Source organism: Amycolatopsis sp. WAC 01375 (assembly GCF_003947325.1).
GTDB lineage: Bacteria > Actinomycetota > Actinomycetes > Mycobacteriales > Pseudonocardiaceae > Amycolatopsis.
Genome location: NZ_QHHW01000062.1, coordinates 29,096 through 50,793, shown reverse-complemented (window position 1 = coordinate 50,793; position 21,698 = coordinate 29,096). Strand labels below are relative to the sequence as shown.

The 21,698-nt window shown below is 69.0% G+C and carries 24 protein-coding genes; 1 reads left to right on the top strand and 23 read right to left on the bottom strand.

Annotated features, from left to right (window positions below; genetic code table 11):
* Positions 1–39: 39 nt before the first annotated feature.
* From DL991_RS41230 to DL991_RS41200, 7 genes are all read right to left on the bottom strand, one after another.
* Positions 40–750, bottom strand: coding sequence for a hypothetical protein (locus tag DL991_RS41230; protein WP_125789777.1), 711 nt, complete (start codon positions 748–750; stop codon positions 40–42).
* A 533-nt stretch (positions 751–1,283) separates the two neighbouring features.
* Positions 1,284–1,472 carry a hypothetical protein gene (locus DL991_RS41225; protein WP_125789776.1) on the bottom strand — a complete coding sequence of 63 codons (189 nt, stop codon included), beginning with the start codon at positions 1,470–1,472 and terminating at the stop codon, positions 1,284–1,286.
* A gap of 401 nt (positions 1,473–1,873) precedes the next feature.
* Positions 1,874–2,395 (bottom strand): ATP-binding protein, encoded by a 522-nt coding sequence (locus DL991_RS41220; RefSeq protein WP_125789775.1) that lies wholly within the window; start codon positions 2,393–2,395, stop codon positions 1,874–1,876.
* Positions 2,396–2,726: 331 nt separating this feature from the next.
* A complete protein-coding gene (locus DL991_RS41215; RefSeq protein ID WP_370309483.1) occupies positions 2,727–4,529 on the bottom strand; it encodes a ParB/RepB/Spo0J family partition protein in 1,803 nt (600 codons plus the stop codon).
* A 1,744-nt stretch (positions 4,530–6,273) separates the two neighbouring features.
* On the bottom strand, positions 6,274–7,233 hold the full coding sequence (locus DL991_RS43170) for a hypothetical protein (RefSeq protein ID WP_199754305.1): 960 nt from the start codon (positions 7,231–7,233) through the stop codon (positions 6,274–6,276).
* Positions 7,234–7,439: 206 nt separating this feature from the next.
* Positions 7,440–7,913 carry a hypothetical protein gene (locus DL991_RS41205; RefSeq protein WP_125789773.1) on the bottom strand — a complete coding sequence of 158 codons (474 nt, stop codon included), beginning with the start codon at positions 7,911–7,913 and terminating at the stop codon, positions 7,440–7,442.
* A 216-nt stretch (positions 7,914–8,129) separates the two neighbouring features.
* Complete coding sequence (locus DL991_RS41200) at positions 8,130–8,912, bottom strand: GGDEF domain-containing protein (RefSeq protein ID WP_125789772.1); 783 nt, start codon at positions 8,910–8,912, stop codon at positions 8,130–8,132.
* Between the two features lie 321 nt (positions 8,913–9,233).
* Between DL991_RS41200 and DL991_RS41195 the strand changes: the two genes are divergently transcribed.
* Positions 9,234–9,656 carry a hypothetical protein gene (locus DL991_RS41195; RefSeq protein WP_125789771.1) on the top strand — a complete coding sequence of 141 codons (423 nt, stop codon included), beginning with the start codon at positions 9,234–9,236 and terminating at the stop codon, positions 9,654–9,656.
* 43 nt (positions 9,657–9,699) lie between these two features.
* Here the strand turns inward: DL991_RS41195 and DL991_RS41190 are convergent, their stop codons facing one another.
* From DL991_RS41190 to DL991_RS41115, 16 genes are all read right to left on the bottom strand, one after another.
* The gene (locus tag DL991_RS41190) at positions 9,700–10,161 is read right to left on the bottom strand and encodes a hypothetical protein (RefSeq protein ID WP_125789770.1); all 462 of its coding nucleotides are present in this window, start codon (positions 10,159–10,161) and stop codon (positions 9,700–9,702) included.
* Between the two features lie 130 nt (positions 10,162–10,291).
* Complete coding sequence (locus DL991_RS41185; RefSeq protein ID WP_125789769.1) at positions 10,292–10,870, bottom strand: hypothetical protein; 579 nt, start codon at positions 10,868–10,870, stop codon at positions 10,292–10,294.
* A 449-nt stretch (positions 10,871–11,319) separates the two neighbouring features.
* Positions 11,320–11,781, bottom strand: coding sequence for a hypothetical protein (locus DL991_RS41180; RefSeq protein ID WP_125789768.1), 462 nt, complete (start codon positions 11,779–11,781; stop codon positions 11,320–11,322).
* A gap of 221 nt (positions 11,782–12,002) precedes the next feature.
* Positions 12,003–12,374 carry a hypothetical protein gene (locus tag DL991_RS41175; RefSeq protein ID WP_125789767.1) on the bottom strand — a complete coding sequence of 124 codons (372 nt, stop codon included), beginning with the start codon at positions 12,372–12,374 and terminating at the stop codon, positions 12,003–12,005.
* A gap of 406 nt (positions 12,375–12,780) precedes the next feature.
* Entirely contained in the window at positions 12,781–13,158 is a 378-nt protein-coding gene (locus tag DL991_RS41170; protein WP_125789766.1) for an Lsr2 family protein, read from the bottom strand.
* Positions 13,159–13,571: 413 nt separating this feature from the next.
* Positions 13,572–13,967, bottom strand: coding sequence for a hypothetical protein (locus DL991_RS41165; RefSeq protein ID WP_125789765.1), 396 nt, complete (start codon positions 13,965–13,967; stop codon positions 13,572–13,574).
* A 111-nt stretch (positions 13,968–14,078) separates the two neighbouring features.
* Entirely contained in the window at positions 14,079–14,426 is a 348-nt protein-coding gene (locus DL991_RS41160) for a hypothetical protein (protein ID WP_125789764.1), read from the bottom strand.
* 263 nt (positions 14,427–14,689) lie between these two features.
* Entirely contained in the window at positions 14,690–15,232 is a 543-nt protein-coding gene (locus DL991_RS41155) for a hypothetical protein (RefSeq protein WP_125789763.1), read from the bottom strand.
* A gap of 82 nt (positions 15,233–15,314) precedes the next feature.
* Complete coding sequence (locus DL991_RS41150) at positions 15,315–16,406, bottom strand: hypothetical protein (RefSeq protein WP_125789762.1); 1,092 nt, start codon at positions 16,404–16,406, stop codon at positions 15,315–15,317.
* A gap of 56 nt (positions 16,407–16,462) precedes the next feature.
* The gene (locus DL991_RS41145; protein ID WP_158634509.1) at positions 16,463–17,527 is read right to left on the bottom strand and encodes a YqaJ viral recombinase family protein; all 1,065 of its coding nucleotides are present in this window, start codon (positions 17,525–17,527) and stop codon (positions 16,463–16,465) included.
* Positions 17,528–17,804: 277 nt separating this feature from the next.
* On the bottom strand, positions 17,805–18,254 hold the full coding sequence (locus tag DL991_RS41140) for a hypothetical protein (protein WP_125789760.1): 450 nt from the start codon (positions 18,252–18,254) through the stop codon (positions 17,805–17,807).
* Between the two features lie 88 nt (positions 18,255–18,342).
* Positions 18,343–18,639, bottom strand: coding sequence for a hypothetical protein (locus tag DL991_RS41135; protein ID WP_125789759.1), 297 nt, complete (start codon positions 18,637–18,639; stop codon positions 18,343–18,345).
* Between the two features lie 234 nt (positions 18,640–18,873).
* A complete protein-coding gene (locus DL991_RS41130) occupies positions 18,874–19,347 on the bottom strand; it encodes a hypothetical protein (protein ID WP_125789758.1) in 474 nt (157 codons plus the stop codon).
* A 190-nt stretch (positions 19,348–19,537) separates the two neighbouring features.
* On the bottom strand, positions 19,538–20,500 hold the full coding sequence (locus DL991_RS41125; protein ID WP_125789757.1) for an NADAR family protein: 963 nt from the start codon (positions 20,498–20,500) through the stop codon (positions 19,538–19,540).
* A 258-nt stretch (positions 20,501–20,758) separates the two neighbouring features.
* Positions 20,759–21,088 carry a hypothetical protein gene (locus tag DL991_RS41120; protein ID WP_125789756.1) on the bottom strand — a complete coding sequence of 110 codons (330 nt, stop codon included), beginning with the start codon at positions 21,086–21,088 and terminating at the stop codon, positions 20,759–20,761.
* Between the two features lie 250 nt (positions 21,089–21,338).
* On the bottom strand, positions 21,339–21,599 hold the full coding sequence (locus tag DL991_RS41115) for a hypothetical protein (protein ID WP_125789755.1): 261 nt from the start codon (positions 21,597–21,599) through the stop codon (positions 21,339–21,341).
* Positions 21,600–21,698 lie beyond the last annotated feature (99 nt).

Below are 21,698 nucleotides of genomic sequence, written 5' to 3'. Positions count from 1 at the left end.
GGGAGCGCGTCCGCCAGCACCGGGGAGCGAGGGAGCTGGTCAGAGTCCAGCGGTGAGCAGGATCTGGTTGAAGCGCAAGCGCAGCGGGAAGGTCGGGGCGGTGTCTTCGACGGGATACCGCGGGCTTTCTTCCAGGCGCAGCTGTTTGGTGGAGTTCTCGTCGAGTAGCACGAGGCAGGTTCCCTCGTGGGTGTCGACAGACTGCACAGCACCGGTCAGCCCGGCGAGGAACTGCGGGGTGACGTCGGTGACCATGATCGGGTCGCCTTCGCTGATATCGGCGGCCAGTTCGTGAAGGCGCTGTTTTCGGGCAGCGTCGATGGAGGTGAGTTCGTCCGGTGCGGCTTCGTTGATCAGGAATTTCGCCAGTTCGCCGAATCCGTCAGGCGCGTCGCGGACTTCGAGGGCTTCCACCGGAATGCCGTCCAGCGAGTGCCTGGTGGTGCCCTCAGGCATCCAGACCCGGTTGCGGCCCGTGTTGCTGGCCAGCTTGTCGGTGGACTCCTCGTCCAGGAGAACGGTCGCGTGCTTGCCGTTCTTGGCCTGCACGGTGCCGGAGAGTCCGCGGTACCGTGCAGGGTTGATGATGTCGCGGATCGAGACCCGCGCGCCGACCGTGACCAGGGCGGCGTACAGGGCGTTGGTCGCGTCGTTGAGCAGTCGGTGGCGCAGCCTGATGGCGTCACGCAGGGCGTGGGCCTGCGGTTGGGTCAGCTCGTGGACCTGTTTCACGGCGAGATCGGCGTGCATGCAATTTCCTCCGGCGTCGGGGTGGTGGACGCCGGGAAGCAGCACGCCCGGACAGCGGGGTCGCGGCCGGGCCACTGGTGCTGTGTCCTGCACGGCACCAGTGGCCCGGACCGCGACGGCGAGGCCACCTCAGGGGCGCGGCCAAGGGGGCGAGATGGGCGGAACGCGGCTGAACACGGTGAGGCGATGTCTCGCCCGCTCCGCGCCCCTGAGGTGGCATCGGCGCTCGCCCCGCCCGGGCGTGCTCGGCTGAACGCGGTCACCACCCGACGCGGGCGGATGCCGAGCCCCCTACTTGGGGGTGGCGACGCCCGCCGGCGCTCGCGGCCCGAGCCACGGGATCGCAAGGGATCCTCATGAGCCACGGTGTGTGCGAAGGCTTTCTGTGCCCGGCCGTCCGGGCCGTCATTGAGGGCAGCGTGCCTTCGCTGCCTACGTCGAACCGGGTAAGGGCTCAGCGGCAGGACGGCTCGCGGACCAGTGCTTCCCTTGGGTATTCAATCGATCTCGATTGAATACCCAAGGGAGGGGCGTTAGAGGTTCTCGAAGGGGTTGTATTCGGCGTCCGTGCGGATCACGAACTCGTCCGAGCTGGTCGGGATCGCCCAGTAGAGCTGGCCCTCGAAGGTGAATTGCGCGGCATGTGCATGCGGCTTGGCCTTCATCGCCGCTATCGCGACTGCGTCGATATCCCGGTCAGCCGCGGTTTCGCGGGCCCGCATCCAGGCGTTGTAGGCGGCGTCCGGGTCGTACTCGGCGGGATCGGTTCCTGAACTGGCCGTAACATGTCCTTTCCTGTTTAGGGCTTTGTGTGGGCCTCGTGGGGAGGTGCAGGGCACACCGCGCTGCGGTTCCTGCCCTGCCGACGGTCCCGGGGTGCTGCGGTCACCGGAATTCGGTGCGAGTTCCGGGGTGCTGGTCGGCGAGGAGCGCGAAGGTGGTCATTTCGCTGCGGACGACTTTGGGGACTCAAGCGATGGGGCGCCGGGTAGCGGCGTCGCGGAGGTCGAGTTCGACGGTGGCGCGGTTCGGTGAGACCCGCGCCACCGCGGTGACCTAGTCGAGCGTGCGAACGACGACTTCGCGCCGGCGGAGCGGAGGGATCCGGAGGGAAGGGGGCCGGTCATTCCCGTCCGAGGTGGATGTCGAGTTCGGACACGGCCGCGAATCCCTCGGCCAGGAGCGCGCCGGTGGTGAGGTTCGCGACGCGGCGGTGACATTCGCGCAGGAACGTTGATGGCACCGGGTGCGGGCGGCGGCTGTTGCGAGACAGCGCGACCGTGAGGGGTGTCCGGACGATGACCGCGCGGGCCGGGACGCAGTGGGAGCGGGCGAGGGCGAGCCAGGTCCGGCGGTCGGAGACGGTGGTGGAGGTGGCGTCGATGGTCACGTCGGCGCCAGCGGCGAGCAGGATCCCTGCCTGCTCGACGACGTAGGCGACGGCCTGTGCTGTGACGCTCTGATCGTGTGGGCCCACACCGAATTCGCCGCGGGCGGCGTCGAGGGACAGGACGTTGTCGATCCGTCCGGCTTCGAACTCGCGCGTGAGGAAGTAGGTCTTCCCGGCGCCGGGCGCGCCGATCATGACGGTGAGGCCGTTGCTGGTGCCGATCGGCTGGGGTGCGGTGCTCCGGTGGCGACCCATGATCCGGGCCCCTCTCTGTGCGGTGGCGTGTGACGGCCCGTGACGTCGCCATGCCGTGGAGGGGTCCGCCAGGACGGCGGGGGTTCTGCTCGGTGGGGCGGGTGGCCCGCAGCGGAGCGAGGACCGTCACCCGGCCCGGCCGGGCTGGTTCATCGCCGCTTGCCTCTGCACGGTGTGGTGATCTCGTGCGTCAGCCGCGACGCACGAGAGGGCGCGGTGCTGTAGTCACCGCGCCAGCGCGGACGTCGCGAGAGGCGCCTGTCTTGCTCATGGTGTGCGGAGCTGATGATGTGCTGGTGGGAGCGCGCCCGGCGCTCCCACCAGCGTCGGGTCAGGCGGCCAGGTCCATGTCCTGGCCGGTGGCGGTCACCGCGCTACCTGTGCGCTCGCCAGCGTCGGTGTACGAATCGTCCTGGCCAGCCGGCACCTCATCGCCGCTGATAGTCGGCTCGCGCGAGTCGTCTGCCCCGTCGGGCTCCTCCTCGCCGGCTTCGCCTTCCTCCTCGCCATCGATGGCCGTGGAATCGGCTTTCTCCACCGCGGCTGTGGCGGTTGCCGAGGTGTCACGGGGAGCGACGACGAGTTCTTCGACGGGCGAGAGCGCGTAGCCCCAGGTCTTCAGCTTGGTGAGGTAAGAGACCTGCGCGGCGGTGGGGGTGTCCCAGGTGCGGCGCCGGTCGGTTCCGGCTTCGAGCGCGCCCAGCAGCATCATCAGGTTGATCATCGTCGCCCGGCCCGGGGTTGCCTTGGCGGCGGCGTCGGCGATCGGGTGCGTCGCCTTTCGGTTGTAGCGGGTACGCCCGGCCTTCGGCTTGATGTTCAGCAGCGTGGCGGCGAGTTCGTGGTCGGCTTCCATCGCCTTGCGCAGGTCGGTGCCGCCTTCGGCCCACATCTGGGCGATCCACGAGGCGGCGTCCTTCGGAGCGGTCTTGCGGGCACCGAAGGTCTTCATCCACTTCGTCCGCACCTTCACCGCGGAGTCCCAGGCCTTGCCGTTCTTGATCACCGTGCGCCGGGCCTCCTTCTCCTTCTCGCTCATCGGCCCGGCAACCCGTCCGGTCGTGCTTGAGGAGAACGTGGTCTTGCCTGCGCCTGCGTTGCGCTCGGCGTGGCCGTGACCGGCGAAGTCGGTGCAGACGTGCACGGGGATCACGCGCTCGTCGGCTGGCTTCCATCCGTGGTAGTCGAGGTAGACGGCGTGCCCGGTGCAGGATTCGTGCCGCTTCGGGGAGATCTTGATGCCCGGCTTCGTGTTCGGAGCGGTGCGCAAGTCGGTGAGCCTGCGGGCTTTGCCGAAGGAGAGGTTGTCGGGCCGGTCGACGACGGTGACGCCCTCGGCGGTCAGCTTGTCGGTGGTCTCCTGACGCAGCGCCGTTTCCTCGCGGCGGTCACGCAGTCGCTGTGCGAGATGGTCGAACTGCTCCAGGCGCGTGGTGGCGCACTCGGTCAGCGACGCCACGGCCTCGTCGTCATCGCTGAACTCGGCCACCACCGCCGCCTGGGTCAGATCTAGAGCGCCTTCTTCGAGGGCCTTGCGGGCGAGGTCGCTCTTGGCGACCCGGACGGTGGTCTCGACTTCCTTGAGGGGGATCGAGCATTCCCGGGCGATGGCTCGGGCATCCAGGCCCAGCTCCAGCAGCTGCTGGGTTGCCCCGACCTGATCGGCGCCGGTGATGTCGAGGCGGTGCCGATTCACCACGACCTGGTCGACGATCCGGGTCCGCTCCAGCTCGGTCTCGTCAGTGTCGGGCCGCGGTTCGACGATGACACGCACGAACTCTCGCTTGATCTTGAGCGCGGCGAGTGTCCGCCGCTGCCCGTCGTGCACGACCAGCGTTCCGTTGCTGTCACGGTAGGCGCGGATCGGCTCGCGCACTCCGTGGCGGCCGATGCTTCGGACGAAGTCCTTGTCCAGCACGACATCGCGGCGGGTGTTCGCGCCGATGGACAACTCATCCGGGCTGACCTCAAGCAGTTCGGCACCGCCGAACGACGGGCTGGTGACGCTGGTCGATGCGAAGGCCTCCTCGATGGCGGCCGCGGTAGTGTCGGTCGCCGGCCCGGACACCGCGGGAGGTGTCTCGACGACCGGTGCCGGCGGCACGTCGCGGTCGAGTACGGCCGGACTCTCCATGGTGGTCACTGGCATGCTCCATCTCGTGGGTTCGCGGGCCCTGCGTTGTGCCGAGTGCCGGGTTACCGCTGGTGCGTCGCACGGGCTTTCGCGGAATCCGTGCGTCGTCCTCGTGCGGGACGCACTCGGTCATGCACGCGCGCCGCGCCCAGGCCCCACCGGGATGGGCCGCTTCAGCCGGGTGAACCAGCCGCGCGGATCTGGTGACAGTTAAGGAATTCTGCGGCTGGTTCAGCCGTCGGCAGCCTTGACTTTCGGGGCCTGGGCGCGGCGCGCGTGCTAGAGTGCGAGTCCCGCACCACGGACGTCGCGCGATTGCCGCAGCGCTTCTGCCGTTGCCGATCGGTTGGTGCAGCTCGGTTTTCGCTACGCGACGCCACGCGTTCCGTGTAGCGCGGAAGGCGTCGACCATCGACGTGTACTGGGGCCGATCCGGTGCCGGGTTCTCTGCCGCCCACCGCAGTCAGCGGCGTGGCGCGGCGCACTGCGGCGCAGGGGTGTTGGTAGTACGAGCCTGTACCTGCGGCCCGGCCTCGGATGTACTCACACGGTGGGCCTCGACGGTGCGGAGCCGCCGGCATCGCCGACCGCTAAGCCATTGGCGCGCAGCCGAACCGTGAGGTAACGCCTGCGCGGGCGTTTCCTGGACTACCCCGCGACGGAACCAGGGTCTGAGCGCTCCAGCCAGAAGCCCGGCGAGTGGTGGTCGTGGTGTTCGCGGCCGGGCCGCCATCCCGTGATGCGGGCCAAGGCGTCCCACGACCACTGGCCTCGGGGATGTCCCAGCCCTGGTCAGGATCGGCTACCACGTGCGGGATGTCGAACGTGCGCGTGGCGAGTCCGGAGCCGACGGTTCGGTGCTCGATTCGAACGAGGACTCGGCTGTGTGGACTGTCGAGTGTGGTCGGCGCCGCGGTGAACACCGGGCAGGTCCGGCAGTCGGGGTACTGCGGGGAGGTGTCGCGCACGCAGCGCCCGTGATAGCCGAAGGTGGCCAGCTCGGTGGTCCGCAGGGTTTCGTGCAGTGTGGGGTAGGTGCGTGGCCGCAGCGCGCATTGGGCTGGTGGGCGTCCGTAATGCGCGCCGAGGGTGAGGCGGTTCCAGCCACGACCGTCGGGGCCGCGCGGGACGGAGTCCGGCGCGGGCAGATAGAGCGGCATGACGGTTCTTCCTGGATCGGGGATGTTCGAGGCGTGGCTCATCCAGCCGGGGTCACTCGGCCGAATGAGCCACGTCCCGCGGGGTTCAGGGCTGGCGCGGCCGCCGGGTTCCGGGTGCGGGGGTCGGCATCTCGCCTTGCCGCACGGGGCAGGGTGGGAAGCCGTCCCGGTGGACGACCAGGAGCACACGGGGGTGTTCTTCGAGGTGTGCCGCGATGCGTCCACATCGGACACAGGGTCCAAACGTGTGGATGTACTTGATGGGTGGGGTGTTCATCGAGTGACCTCCTGGCTTTGGTGGTTGAGCGGAAGCGCGGTGGCGGCGTGACCGTTTCCCCGCGCTGGGAACAGCGACCGTCCGGCCGGCGCCCGATGGCGCTGTGCAAGGACGTCAGCCCGGCCGCCCCGCGGAGTCGGGGCACACGACCGAGCGCAGCGAGGCCCACTTTCCCGGCGGCCGGGCTGACGTCCTTGCGCGCGGCGCGGAGTCGGTCAGGGTGCGCGCGTCCCCCAGCCGGGTCATGGCGGACCAGAGCCACCGGATTCCGTGGCGGGCATCGCGGCGCTGCGGTCCGCGGAGTCGGTCAGCTGGTCAGTTGAACGAGGACGCCCACCTGGGTGGCGAATTCGATGAACAGGTCGATGCTGACCCACTCCAGGGACCAGAACTGGTGCCGGTCATCACCGGTGTATCGGCGCGACCGGTGGCCGTCCTGCAGGACGGTTTTGTAGGGCAGCGCCGCGGAGGGGTCGATCCCGGACTCCAGCAGCAAATGTGCGGACAACGACGGGGCCAGATCGAACCGCACGATCGGAGTGGCTTGCGGGACCACTAGGTCGTCGCTGTCGAGTATCTCGGCGAGCGTGGCGGGCAGCTCCGAGCTGGGTAGCTTCCCGTCGGGGTGCCGCTCGGGTGCCGGGTCGGACCAGGCGGCTACTGTGCCGTCGGGAAGGACCGCGATCAGCCGGAGTACCGGTTCGTGCCCGCCCGGTGCGGTGGCGAGTGCTGGATCTCCGGACGTGTGCGTGCGTCGTCCGGATACGAGGACGGTCTCCCGGGGGAAAGTGACGTCACCGGCCTGGACCGAGACGACGTTGTCGCGCACGATGAGGCGCCACCGGTCGTCGGCATCTTCGCCTTGGGCGTCGATCACGCCGTTGCACGAGTGGTCGAAGGTGAAGTGCTCCACGGCGTTGGCGAACTCGTAGCCAGAGGGGCGGCGAGCCAGGTCGTGCTGCAGGCTCGCGCCGGGCTTGAGGAAGGTATCGATCAGGTACACCATCCAGTCGGCGCCGAAATAGAACTTCTCCTCCTGGTCGTATTCCAAGGCGTCACCGGACTCGGTGGGAATCCACTGGCATGCCGAGGTGGGCAGCTTGTTGTCGGCTGTGAGGCCGGGCGTGGCCGCGGCGAGAGCACTGTCCGATGTGGTCACTGTGGCGGATAGTCCGTATTGGACGAACTCGTTGAGATGGGCTCGCTCGTGCTCGTTGAGTGGTGGATCGATGGTGATCGAGCCCCAGAAGAAGGTGTTGTAACCCAATGGACTGCGCCTTCCTGGCGGCCACCTGAAAGGTGGCGGGTGGCGCCCCCGGAGCCGGGGGCGCCACCCGCACAGCCGACGGCTGCCGACGCCGCGCCAGGTCGACGAGCCTGGAGCACCCTTGATCGCGCGCGATGTCACATCGTCGACCTGGCGCGGCGTCGGCTGGGAAGTCGGCCAGTCTGGTGCGCCCCGGCTCTGGGGCGTCAGTCCGAACCGGACGTCATCAGCAACCAGGCAGGACGTTGCTGCCGCGGGGTGATCTCGAGGACGCGCAGCGCTCTGGCAAGCCGGCCGTCCCAGTTCCTGCTCAGCCTGCGCCGCTCCAAATCGGCGAACCGGACCTGGGCGGGACTCTCCCAGCTGACGTCGATCACGTGAGCGGCCAGGGCGTAGGACGGCTGTTGAATGTCGCCGTGTGCGGTGAAGGTGACCCCGACTGTGTCGTGTGCGGCGTCGCGGCGCTCGCGGTATCCCTCGACCGTCCAGTCGGTCTCGGCGAAACCCGCGATCCGTTCACGAAGACGCTTCTCGGCGTGCTCGACGAAGTCGTCGTACTCGTCGAAGTGCCAGCTCAGGTCGAGCTGCCCGGACTCGGTGAGGTTGCTGATGTACCAGCCTGCGTCGCCTCCGCCGAGGTCGTAGCCGTAGGCGAGCATCCCGTGTGGACTGTTTCCCATGTTCTGCTCCTGGTGCTGAGCCCGACGCGCTCGGGCAGGTGCGGCCTCGCGGGGTGCGCGGAGGCACGACGGGCTTGGCCGGGCGACGTCGCGGAGCGCCTGCGACTTCGGCCCGGGCCGGCGCGCGGGCGCTCCGCGGCGTCGTCTGGCACGGTCCGGGGCCTCCGGGTCTCCCGGGCCAGATGGCCGCCCGGGAGATTCCGCCGCGTGGTGCGGTCATGGGTGCGTCTGCGCGATGCTGGCCCCGTGCGTGTCGTCGCGGGCACGGTCGGTCGGGTCGGGGTCGAACGTCAGCGGGACGACGGGGTCAGCCGAGCCGTAGAGCTCCAGGGCGACGACGAGATTCTCGCTGCGGCACCGCTGTTTCGCCCGGTTCATCGCCAGATCGGCCGCGTGCATGAGCCGGTCCAGCCGGCCGCCCGCCGCCGAGAGCGTCTTGCGGGTCGGTGTGCTGGTCGCGTCGTCTCGCCGGGCGAGGTCGATCGGGCGGGCCAGTCCGAATGCCGCGCCGCAGACTTTGCCGGCCACTTCGACCTGGCAGGCTGTGACGGTCGATCGCAGCGTTGTCTGCCAGTTGCCGATGGCGTCGAGGTCCAGGAGGGCGACGAACTCGTCACCGCCGATCCTGCCCAGTAGTGCCTTCTCCCCCAGCTGGGCACGCAGCCGGTTGGCGATCTCGCGCAGCAGCCGGTCACCGGCGCGGTGGCTGATCGTGTCGTTGAGCGGTTTGAGTTTGTTGACGTCGACGAACAGGACCGCGGGCTGGCTGAGGGACGGCAGCGCTGCGCTGGCGGCGTCGGTCCATGGCTTGCGCAGCAGCAGGCCGGTCACGGTGTCGCTGCGCAGCCGGGTGTTCTCGGCGTTCAGGCGAGTGTTCTCCGCCCGCAGCGAGACGTTGGTGCGGCGCATGGTGCCGAGTGCGCGGTGCGCGCGGGCGAGCAGGACCAGTACGGACAGGGCTACGGCGCTGATCAGCGCGAGCAGAAACGGCGAGGACATGACGTGGGCTCCCGGAACGCGCCCGGTATGCGGGCGCGGGCGGTTCAAGCCCAGGGCCTGTTCCGCCCGGTGACAGCGGGACCAGCGGCGGCAGGCGGCTGCGGCGGGTCTCGCGCGGACGCGTTCCCTGGCCAGCAGTCCCGATTCCGGTGGCGTCAAGGGACCCGCTCGTGTCCGGGACGGCACGAGCGGAAAGGTGCCCTTGACGCCGCCGGGGCGGACTGCCCGGCTTGTGCGGCCGCCGGGTCACCCGTGGCAGGCGGCAGCCGTGTGCGAGAGGCTTGACGCGGCGAGCGCACGCATTGGTGAACGGGAGCGGCGATGGCGGGCAAGGAGCAGGGCGGCCTGATCGAGCAGATCTACGGGCCGGGCTGCATGATCGAGTGCATCAGCGCGTCCGTGGCTGAGGATCGGGCGCTAACGCTGGTCGAGGCCTCCGGCGTCGCCCGTGTGGGGCCGGCTGAGGCGTACCTCGCAGTCCATGCCGGCAGGCTGCTGGCGGTCTATTTGCTGGCCGCGGCCATTCTCGGCGATGACGCCGACGTGATCCTCGAGTGGGCTCGGACAGACGCCGACCGGCCGTGGGCCGCGCTGCAGTCACGTCCGGATGTCGTACCGCACGAGTGGTCCGGGCGCCGGGATGAGCTCGAGTCCGGTCCTGCGGCCGAGACGACAGCCGCGCAGCAGCTCCTGGTGGCAGTGCTCCGTTCCCGTCCCGTGGCGTCTGTTGATCTGCGCCGCTAGTGGTACTTCGGGCAGGTGAGCGGCGGCCGCGTCTGTGTTGCGCTTACAGCCGTGCCCACCAGTGGGTGCCGCACACGCATTCGCAAAAGTGCTCGCATCCGAGCGGAGCGATGTAGCAGCGGTGAACGCCGTCGCGGGAGCCGGGACATGGAGGTGCGTCCCAGGTGCGGTCACACCGGCATTCAGTGGTGCGCGCCAGATCCAGCAGCTGACCGGCAGCCGCGGCACGGGTGTCTTGCACGGGCATGCCGCGTCCGTCCGCTGCACGCCAGGTGCCCCAATCACCCCACACGAAGCGGGTGACGCTGCCCAGCAGATGGCGGCCGAGGAACACCTGGTAGCAGTCCGGCCGCTCACCGTGTGCCTGGGCGGCCAGAGTGGTGTAGACGGGCCGGTAGACCACGTGGCGAGGGTCTCGAACCGTCGGGCCATGGCGGTGGCCCGGCGGGCGGTTCGCGCGAATCAGCTCATGCAGGAACGCGAGCTCGGTGACGGTGCCTTCCACTGTCGGTTCTCCTCACAGATCGACGAAACGGGCGTGAGCGTGCTGGTGCTGCTGCAGACACGGCAGATCTCGGGCAAGCCCGCGATGCCCCCGTTCTCGACGGGGGCCGCGGCGCCTCAGCGAAGGAACGTCACGACGACGGTTCGACGCCCCGGAGCGCATCCACCTGCGTGGTGGCCTGCACCGCCCGCCGCACGGTCGCGGCGTGTGCGTCCAGTTCGCTGCGCAGGTAGGTCATCCAGGCGTCCAGCGAGACCAGAACTCGGATCAGGTGCCACCAGTCGAAGGGCCGCATCTCGACGGTGCCGACGTCGGGGTTCTCCGCGCCGTGGATGACGAGCTCCGCGCGGTGGGAGTCGGTCTGGTCGATGAGCAGCCGCTTGGCGAGGACTGTCCAGGTCGTGCAGTGTGGGCTGTCCTGTTCGTCGGGGCGGATCAGCGGGACGTCGATGTAGCTGTGGCCGCGCAGTTCGGTGGGCTTCACTTCGGGCAGCGCCAGCAGCCTCGAGGCCAACACCTTGGGCTTGGCGGCCAGAAGATCGCCCATGCCGTCCATGACCATCAGTGTCGAGTGGCGCACGCCAGCCACCGGGTGGTCGTGAAACGTCACGCCTTTGCTGTCGAACACGACCAGCGAGTGCGCGCGGGGCGGCCGGGAACGAAGCTGCTGGGTGGCCTCGGGCTGGAACGGATCGGAGATGTGGTGCATGGGCGAGGGCCGCCTTCCTGCTGTGGTGGTGAGCTGACGGGCCTGGCCTCAGCACAGCGGGGAGGGGCCCGCAGGGCAGGCAGGGAAGCGAGCCGATCGATCCCGGTGTGATCGCGCGTAGCGCGACCCCGAAGGGGCTCTGTCTCGCCGGGATCGATCGGCCCGCGCCCTTGCCTGGTACCGCCTCCCCGCTGTGGTGACCTCGTGCGTCAGGTCGCTCCGCAGCCGGAGGCGAACTCTCCACGGCCCAGGTCAGCCGGCGGCGGACGCGGCGGATGCTCGCTGAGCCAGGTCGGTCAATCGGGCGGCGAACGTGCCTGGGCGGCGTCTCGCCAGGTCGCCGGGTGCACCGATGCCGCCCTGCCCCCGGTCGTAGAGCGTCACGATGTTCCCGGCGGTAGTGCCAGGTCAGGGTCGCCGTGATGGCCGGCCCTGACTGGAGGGGCAGGTCAGTCCCACCAGACTCGGATCCGGTACGGGTTCTCGCCGGGCTTGCCGACCACTGGCGCCTCGGTGGCGGGGTGCTGCTGCACTGTGATCTCGTCTGCGCGCATCGCGCGAGCCCACTCGATGACGCGGCGGGCGTAGTCCTGACGCTGGAGAGCGGTGTACTTCTCACCGGAGTCCACGGCGGTCGCGTCGAGACGCTGGCTCGTGGTGAACGGCACCTCGATGTAGAGCACCGCCGAGCCCTCGGCGCCGAACTCGACCTTCATCGCCTCACCGAACAACGTGTCGATCGTGCGGGCTACCTGGTCGGGATCGAAGTTGTTGCCACCCTGCGCCGCGGCCATGACCGCGTCGAAGGTCGCGCGGTTGCGGATGGGCACGGTGAAGTTCAGAGAGACCCTCTGGCCGAGGCGAACGAACTCGACGACGGCGGTGTCGACGGTGTGTCGTGTGAGGTTCATGGGCTTCTTTCCTGGTCGCGGTGTGCGTGGACACCGCGACCAGGAGCAGGGCGCCAGGCGGCGGTCACAGGCGCGGCGCAGCCGGCCGCGCAGCGGCCCGGCCTTGACCGTCCGGCCTAGCCCTGCTGCGCTGCGCGGTCCAACGCCCGCGTGACGAGGACGTGCCGCTGTCGGGGCAAGCCCGGAGACTTTCGACGTCGGTCTCTTCCGTCCGCGGTCGCTCAGTCGTCTGACCGTGCAGTGGGTGCCGTAGGTGCGTTCTCCTCGGAAACGGTTGGTCGCGATTCCCACCGCACCGCCGGATCGCGCAAGATCGCGAAGGCGCGCTTGTAAGTGATGTGGCTGTCCTTGCGGCCGACCCACGGTGCGGGGACGTCGCCGTAGATGACGCCACGGTGGTGCAGCGTGAGAAACTGGTGCCGGTCGTAGGTCTTCTCTGGCCACCAGCGTCGTGGGATGCCTTCGGGTGTGGTGCGGTTTTCGGTGTAGCGGATGGTGAATCCGTAGGGAGTGGAGACTCGTTCCCAGGTTCCGTGGTGCAGCGCGTCTTTCATCTCCTCCAGCAGCGCCTGCTGGGTCTTGGTCAGCGGCATGGCGAACTCCTTCACAGGGCAGTGGCCCCGGCGTGGCTGGCCGAGTACCGGCTGGACGGCGGGGTGGCGAGGTGGGGTGCTCGCGGCGTTCGCAGTCGGCGAACCTGTCGGGGTGGCGCACGAGCAGGCGTCGCCAGTGGGCCTGGCCGCCGCACACGCACATGCCGGAGCAGTTCGCGTGGGCGAAAGCCCTCCTGACTGGCCGCGGGCGGGGGTCGGGCCGAGCGCGCGGGCCCCGGCGTCACCAGCGCTAGCGGACGGAGTGTCGAACGCTGGAGAGCCGGAAACATGGCAGGGACAGTTCAGTCCTCGTGCCGAGGCGAGCTGGGCAGGTCGGCGGGTGCCGGTGCTGAGGTTGCCGTCCGGCGGACACGTTCTGCACGTGTCCGCCGGACGGCCGGTCCCACTAGCGCTTGCGGGTGCCCTTCTTCCGCGGGTTGGTCGCGTCGAGGTAGGCCTTGATCACCTTCTCGGGGATACGTCCGCGGTCGGCGACCTGGTGCTTGTTTTCCCTGGCCCAGTTACGGATGACCTCGTTCGGCGGCAGCGCCTCAGCTGCGGGCGACGTGTCCTTCTCCGCAGCGTGCGACTTCGACGGGGTCGCACGGCCTCCGGTGCGCCGGGCTTTCGCCACGTATGTCCTCAGCACGTCGTCCAGGTGCGCGATGTTGTCGGCATCGAGGTCGATCTTGTAGTGGACGCCGTCCAGCATGAACTTCTTGGTCTCTACAGCGGGCGTGCCGTCGATGTCGTCGACGGTGACGACGGTTTCCTTCTTCGCCATGGGCTGTGGGACTCCTTCTGGTGAGCTGGTGTTGCTGACGGCCGTGGCCTGAGCACAGCGGCCAGGGGTCCGCAGGACGGCACAACGACACCACGGGCGTTCGTTCGGGTGTGATCGCGCGCAGCGCGACCCCGCAGGGGCGTGTCTCACCCGCAACGGACGTGCGGGGGTGTCGTTGTGCCGCCTGCCCCTGGGTGTTGTGCTGGCCTTGTGCGTCAGCTGCGCCGGTCACCAGCAGGACCGACCGCCTCGCGGACGGGAACCGTTCCCCGGACGGCTGACATTCCGCTCTCGCTGTCCGCCCCGTTGAGCTCGACGGCCAGCACGGACGTCGGTGGCGCTGCACCTGCAGTGCGCGGGCGGGAGACACGTACCTGGCCAGTGGGACTGGCGCCGGGGAGACATGGTGGTGTTCAGGACACGAATTCCCACACCCATGCCCGAGCTCCGATGCCGTAGCGGCCCTCGTCGTCGGGTTCGACGCGGTCAGGGTCGTAGTCGGGGTCCGAGTGGGTCAGGACGACTGTGTCGCCGTCCCAGTGGGCTCGTGCGGATCCGTCGGGATAGCTGGCGTAGGTGTCGTTGATCCAGTCGACGACCAGCTCGGCGACCTCGAGCCGGAACCTGGGAATGGCCGCCCCGTTCCACAGCTCATCGGCGACGAGCGCCGGGAAATGCGGGTCCGCGCCGTCAATGGAGATGGTGACCAGCTCTTCTCCTTCGCGCGGTGCGAGGATCTCGCGACGCCGAGCGGCCGCGGTGTCTCTCGGCGGGTTCGGCATCGCCTGACCGGGGTCACTGGTTTCCATCAGAGGCCTCCTGGCAGACGAGGGAAAGTCCATCGGCCGGCGTGGTGCGCCGACCGATGGACAGCTGGGCTGTGGCTCGCGCGGAGTTCTGCGCGCGGCGCCGCGGGAGGTCTAGAGAGACGGGGTGACGGCCGCCTCCGGTGCCACGGTGGTGGCCAGTGTCGGATGTTCGGGACTAACGGCGTGGCGTTGCAGCAGACCGGTCTCGACCAGCAACCGGAGTTCGGTCGGGTTGTCCAGCCAGTAGTCAGCGAGTGAAACCAGAGTTGTCGACAGCACGCCCGAGATCAGGGCCGGTCCGCCCCCGCCCGCGTGTGTGGTGGTGACGATGACTACCTCGTGTTCGTCGGCTCCGAGCTGCCGTGACCACGCCCCTGGCGTCAGCAGTTCGGTGTATCCCGGGCCAGGTGACCACGGCGAAGGGGCGCGGTCGAACGCAGGTGCAAGCGAGGCGGTCACGGAGGACTCCCTTGTGGGTATTCGGAGGCGTCAGCGCGCGCTGGACCTGGACGTCGAGCCGAGTCCTTGTCGCGCTGGGGCGTGGACGGGCGCGGTGTAGCGGGCTCGTCCTGGACCGGGCGGGGGTTTCCGCGCAGCGGCGCGGATGCGCCCTTGCCCGGTCCGGGACGGGTCTGCTCCGGTTGCCGGATCACGAATGTGCGCCGGGGCAGGCGTCCCGGGGTGGTGCGGCGTTGTGCCGCACCACCCCGGCTTCCCGTGGGCTACCAGCGATTCCGGCCCCTGGCTGCGGAGCGCATGACCCGGCTTGCCACGATCCGGCCCTGCCGTGCGCCGCTGTGCGACCGACGTCCCGGCTTGATGTAGTCGCGGGTGCGGATCGACTTCGCGGGGTCGGGACCGTCGCCGTCGTCGACGCTCGCGGGTGTCTCGGTCGGCTGCGGCTCGGCGGGTTTCGCGGCCGCCGTGGGACGTCCCGCAGGTGGCCCTTCGGCAGCGGAAGCGCCGGACCGGCGGCGAGGCACCTGCTTGCGTTTCGTGTCCCACGCCTCGAACTCAGCCGGCCAGCGCTCCCACGCCCAGCCGGCAACGGTGGTATCACCGTCGATCGTGGGCATCTCGACGTCCGGCGCCGGGAACGGTGCCGCGCTGTCAGGGCCCCAGCGCTTGCGCATCATGGTGACCGAGCTGCGCTTGATGCCCCACCAGTGGGCGATGTGCGCCATGGTGAAGCACCGCATCGGCGCCGGCGGCTCTGCCGCGGGTGACCTGGATCCTTCCGAGGGCGCGTTGTGGTCGGATGTCATGGACGCTCCTTGCCGTGTACGAATGTGGATGGCTGGTAGCGAGTGCTCACCCACCGCGAAGAGCGGGCAAGCACTCGCCTGCTCACTCGCCAGAGGCGGCCTCGCCGCCCGGCGCCGGTTCCACCGCCCCCGGCGGTTCGGCCGATGCCGCGTCCTCGCTGCTGTCCGCCAGCTGCGCCCCGGCGGCGTTGATCCGGCGCCGCAAGTCGACGTTGTCCGGCTCGGCCCGCCGCGCGACCCACCAGAGGTCCCGCAGAGCTTCAACACCTGCTCCTGCAGCTTCGGCCAGTGCGGCGTCCCAATCGATCGGGTCGCTGTTGAGTACGGCCTCCGCGACACCTTCCGTGTCGTCGAGGTCGTCCACAATGGACGCAGGGGTCGTGACCACGATCTGCTCGCGTTCCGGCTCGGCGGCCACCTCCTGATCAGGCGCGGGACGGGCATGCTGCTGTGCCTTCTCCATGGCCTCGTCGAGCGTGGGTGCGGCACCGCGGTGGTAGCCCGCGCCATCGATGTCCAGCAGATGGCCGGTCGGGTGTCCGTGTTCGTCGATGTCGGCGCCGAGTTCCTCGGGCGTGTACTGCAAGCCGAAGAGTGCGTCCTGGCACGCGTCACGGGCGGCTTCGGTGATCGCGCGGGCCTTCAGCAGCGCGGGGGTGTAGCGCTCCCACGGCATGGGCCGCCCCTTGCTGTCGCGTGCGACAGGGCGGCCGCGCTCGATGCGCACCAGCTGTGACTCGTGGGCCCGCTGCACGGTCCAGTCCGACCGGAAGGCGAAGTCCGGGTCGTCGTGGCGGATGATCTCCGCGAAAGCCGGCTCGGTCCAGCTCTGGCCTCCGCGCACGCGCAGCTTGTGGCCCGCGCGGCGGACCAGGAAGCCGATGAGCGACGCCCTGGCTGTGGGGCTTCCGTCGACGACGTACACACCGAGCATGGCGGCCATCGGCGGGATGCCGAGCATCCGGCCGAACTCCACCGCCCACAGGATGTTCGCGGGGTTGCGGCGGTAGTGCGAGGGCAGCAGCACCGACTTCGCCAGTCGTTCGGCGTAGGCCTCGTCGGTGTCGAGAACGTCGGCGGATGGGGTCACCAGCCGGCGCTGGACCGGAACGAGTTCACCGCGGCGGGCGCGGCGCGTGTCTTCGAGCTGCGCCCGGAGTTCAGTGGTGTCCACGTGCTTTCTCCTTGTATGGCGGCGACCAGCGGAACTGGCCAGTGGGTCGGATGGGTTCACGCGAAGTTCTGCTTGGGCAGGAACACCCGTGCGCGGAACCGCGCGTCGGCCGGACGTTCGGCGACCACGGCGCGCCAGTCGATGACGTCCTGGGTGCGGGTGAAGGCGCGCACGATGTCGGGATCGGTCGCGGCGCGCCAGGCGTCCTGGTCGAACCGGCCGGTATGCCGCCAGGTAGCGGCGGGCATCCCATGCACCGTCAGCGTTTCGGCCTCACCGGTGATGGCGAACAGTTCAGCCATCACGCCGTCGAGCTCGGCTTCGAGTTCCTTGATCTGGGCCTTGATTCGTGCCTGGCGGCGCAAGGCGACCGCGGCGGCGTTCCCGCCTTCGCAGCTGGTGACGCCGACGGTGGGGTGCAGGAGCCGCAGGATCGGCCCGGCGCCGGCGTCCAGTGGTGGAGCGACCTGTGGCAGCACGTGGTCGTGCCAGAAGTCGCCGCCGAGCTCGACCAGGAGAGCGATGAGCTCGTCGTCGCGCTCCACACGGCGGTAGACGAACTTGCGGGTATCGAGGAACAGACACGCGATCCACCCCTGCGTGCGGCCCGAGACCTTGAGCTGCCACTGAACCTGCAGCAGGTAGTGGCTGGGCAGCGAGTCGTTGCCGCGGGCGTCGGTCCACTGGTCGAGGTACTCGCTGGTGGTGGTCTTGGCCTCGACCAGTCCCCCGTCGGAACTGAGGCCGTCGAGGCTGGCCAGCATCCACGGGTGCTCGCGGCTCGCGAGCATCCCGACCCTGCGGGTCTGCAAACCGGTGGCTTCCCTGAACCTTGCCAGCACGTAGCCTTCAAGGTCGCGGCCGACCCGCATCTTGTCGTTGTCGGGCACGCTGATCCCGTGGACCTTGTCCGCGTAGAGCCGGGTCAGATCCGACCACGGGTTGACCCCGCCGACGGTGCTCGCGTCCGACGCCCCGAGTCCGTCACGGCGCCGGGCCAGCCACTGGGCGTGTGAGGCTGAAGCGGGTAAGACGAGTTTCCCGGCTGGGCAGGTCCACGAAGGACCAGGCGGTGGCGCAGTTGAACGGGGTGTCGGCGGTGCGATCGGTGGTGCTGTCACGTGACTGCTCGCTTTCGGTCGGCTGCGCCTCCCGGACGGGGGCGCAGCCGACCGGCCGGCGCGCGAGCGGTGGTCCAGGCCGTGGGCTGGGCAGACCGGTGTGATCCGGCATCACTCGACCGCGGCGAGCCGGGACGCTCGGTGCCGGATCACCCGCGTCGGCTCCGGCCCGGTCGCGCCTGGACGACCGCGCTGGGCGCAGGCACGGTGCGCGCCCTCCACGTCCGGGCGGCCGACCGAACACCGCGGGCGTGGAAGGGGCCCGCGGCGATCGCTCTCACAGCCAGGACTCGTCGTCGCCGGCGATAACCAGCGCCGCGATACGGGCGCTCATCACCGCGTAGGAGATGCAGCCGACGAAACGCTCAGCGTTGAGCAGGGTGTACTCGGCCTCAACGGGCCGGTTCCGGCGGATCAGATCGTCGATGTCGCGGTGCAGACGGTCGTAGCGCTCGTGGATGTAAGGAAGCCACGTGCCGGGAGGGAACTGGCGCCAGAATTCACCTTGGACGACCTGCGCGCGTCCCTGCGCGGCGAGCACCTGGTGCTTGGGGACCTCGGGGACCGGAGTGATCGACTCGGCGCGGACGTTGCGCAGCGCCACTGCTCCGGCGTAGGTGGTCAAGGTGCAGCGAGGGCCATCAGGTGTGGTTTGTTTGTCAGAGACGAGGTAGCGGCCTTCGGCGTCGATAATGCTGCCGTTGTAGAAGACCCGTTGTCCGATCATGAGCACGCTCCACTGTGGATCCGCAGGGTCGGGTCGGTACTTCAGGCGGTGTCCCAGCCCGACTTCGCTGGCCGGGACACCGCTGTGGCTACAGCTCGGCCATCTGGCGGAGCCACTTGTGCACTTCTTGGACGGCGGCGTCGATGTTGTTGAAGACGTAGCTACGCCCACCACCGCCAAGGCAGTAGGTGAAGATCTCGACACCGATCCGCTTGTCGTTGTTGGACGACCCGTAGAACTCGGGAAATAGCAGTCTGATTGCGCCCTCGCTGTTGCGATGGCGGTGGCCGGCGCGTTCGTGTTTGTAGGCCTCGGCCAGAAGCTGTTGCAGCAAGGTGAACGTGTGCTGGAACTTGTGCGTGCTGAACTCGCGATTGCGGGACATGAGGAAGGCGTCTCCTCGCTGGTGGGTGGTGCGTTGACGACGCATCAGCCAGCGGGGCATCTCCGGACGGCACAAGGGTTTCCGCGTCAGCGGCGCGAAGCGCCCTTGGGCGGGCCGGAGGGACCTGCTGCGCTTCTGCGTGTCCGAGCACCGCACCCGCCGCGGCGCCTAGAGCACCGTTGCGGCGCTCACTCGGGCAGCGGAGACGACACTGACGCGCGGCGAGATCAGGTGTCAGCGAGTCTGCGCGGTCGGGTACACGTCGATCGGGAGCGTCATGAACGTGCAGTTCACCCAGCGGCAGACGTCTTCCGCCGCGGGGCCGTATTGGATGTACCAGGTGTCTTCACTGACTCGATCCTGCGCGGTCAATCGAGGATCGCGGTGCGTTTCGGCCTGCCATTGTTCGTCGGTGGTCGTCCACTCCTGCCGGTGTTCGACGAGAATTCCGAACGCTGTCACGAGGTCGGTCCCGGTGTGCGCGACAGCGGTACCGGTCTCCACGACCAGGTCGCCGGGCGCCGGGGCGGTCATCCGTTCGTACATGCGGTGCACGACCGGAACCGGATCGGGAACTTCGCACGCCGTGCGCAACTGAGCCGCCATGGCGACCAGCGCTGCACGGGCGCCGAGCGCAGGCTCTTCGAGGCTGAGGAGGGAGAGGTCAGATCGGTCCGTGCCGGTCACGTCCTGGCGAGGCTGCTTCACGTCAGCGTGCGTGCCGTGGGGCGTGGGATCGGGGGTCATCACGGGCCTTTCGTGCCAGAGGGTGCCGGGACAGGGTGTCATTCGCCGCGTGCAGCGGCAACGCAGGATGGTGCGCGGTGACGCGCCCATCCTGCGCTCGGCGCCTGCATGGCAGGCCGTATGCGTCAGCCTCGTGGCGAGGCACCTTCGGTCAGCTGCGCGGGTCCGCCGCGCGCAGGGAGGTCTTGCGGTGGAGGACGTCGAGGCGGATGATCGGCATGCTCGGCGGGATCTTCTTCAGCGCCTGCCAGGTACCGCCGGAGGTGCGTCGCGGGTCGACGACGGCGATGATCGCGTCGCAGTCGCGGATCATCCACGACGACCTCTCGTGCAGGACGTCGACGCTGAACCGCGTGCCCAGGGTGTCGACCCGGGACGCCTCCCGGCGCGCGGCCGTCAGCCGGTCGCGCCAGTCCTGGTTCCAGCGTTCGTCGTGGCCGGTGTAGGGCTGGTACAGCCACACCGGCACGTCGGCGTCGCGGGCGGCTTCGGCCCAGATCAGATCCGCGCCGGCGGCAGCGCCGCTGATCGCGACCCGTGTTCCGTGCTCGGTCGCAAGCTTCGCCGCGATTCGGCGCAGTTCGTTCTCGAGCCACGGCTCCGAACCGGGCGGGAGGCCTTGGGGACGGTGCCCGGTCAGAGACACACGCGTCCAGGCCCCTACTGGCGCGGATGCCAGCCGCGCACGGTGGTCCATCAGGTAGCGGCCGAGCAGGTTGCGCCCGGGGACCGCTTGGTGCCGCGGGCAGGAGCAGCAGCCCCATGTCTGGTCGTGCCAGGTATTGCGCTCGACCAGCAGAGCGTTTCCGGTTTCCAGAAGCCGGGTGCGCAGCGCGGGGTCGGTGAATTTCGCCTCGATCACGTCCTGCATGACGGCGTACCGGTGAAGGTCGTCCCAGTCGTCTCGTAGCTGGACTTGGCGGCCGCGGCGCTTGGCCTCCCCCGGGGATGGAGCGGCGGCGATCCACGCTCGCTGCTGCGGGTCGAGGGTCTTGCCGGCGTTGTAGCCGGCCTCACCGCTGGGGTAGGTGATGCCGTCCCAGGTGACGGGCTGCTCGTGGAAGTTGGAGAGGAACCGGTGGTGGCCGTGGAATCCGTTGATGAGGTCGAGCATGTGGTGCTCCAGCCGGTGGGGTGCGTTGACGAGCGCACGCCGAGCGGGAACGGCGGTTGTGTGCAAGGGTTTCCGCGTCAGCGGCGCCGAAGGCGCCCTTGCACACACCCGCAATGCCCGCTGGACTCCGCGCCGTCAGCCATCCCCCTACCGCGTCAGAGCACGCCACTCTTGACGTTCCTCGGCGGAGAACCAGATGCGGCGGCACGGGTACTCACGCACGCCGGAGCGGGCACGCCGTCCTAGCCAGAGGACGCATCAGCTGTCGCCGGATGGATCGTCGAGCAGTGCGTACGGCATCTGTTCGGTCCGGAGGTAGGTGTCGAGGAACGTCGCGAGCCGGTCACGTGGAAGCCACTTCCAGCCTTCGACGATGAACCCGGTGTCGTCCCAGGCGCCCTCGAGCGGACCGGTGTAGCCGGGCGCCCACGGGGACGGCTTCGCGCTGGTGCCGGTCTCATCGGCGCGGCGCACCCGAGCTTCGGGTGTGTCCGACGGCCCACGGCCGGTGGCCTCCTGGAGGTAGGCCACGATCTCGGCTCGGGAACCGATGAAAGTGGGAGCGTCGACTCCCGTGTCCCATTCCATATACAGGTCCCGATCTGGCGCTGCCTTGATGATGAACTGTCCCATAGCTGACCTTTCTGATTCCCACGGCAATTTTCATACTGATCAGGCTGGGCGTCCGGCTCCGCGTCGCGAGGCGAACTCGGCGCGATAATGGACATGGGATGCCTGTTGTTCGATCGGTCCGTCGGGGCACTGCTGCATGAACTCGCCACGAGGTCCTGCAGCAGTGCCTGAACTTGGCCACATCGACCGACAGGACCGTGCCCGACTATTTCGAGTAGTAGTCGGCGGCGTCGTGAATCGCGGATTCCAGGCTGTTATTGACTGCCTTCGCCTCTTCGAGCGCGTATTTCGCAGCCTCGATCAGGCTGTAGATTTCGTTGGCGCGCTGGGTGTTGGTTCCGAGAATGAGCTGCAGTTCGCCCCGGAGGGTGTCGAGGGAGTTCTGTGCTTCGGTCAGGACTTCGATCGGGATGGCCTGCGATGACGCGAGGCTGTACAACTTCGAGGCTTCGTCGGGGATCGACATGCACGGTTCCCTTTCACGTCGTGCGTCCCGCCCGTGGCGGCGGGACGCACGCGCTGAACCCCCGGGGACCGCCGGGATGCACGCCGCGTGCAGTTGGGG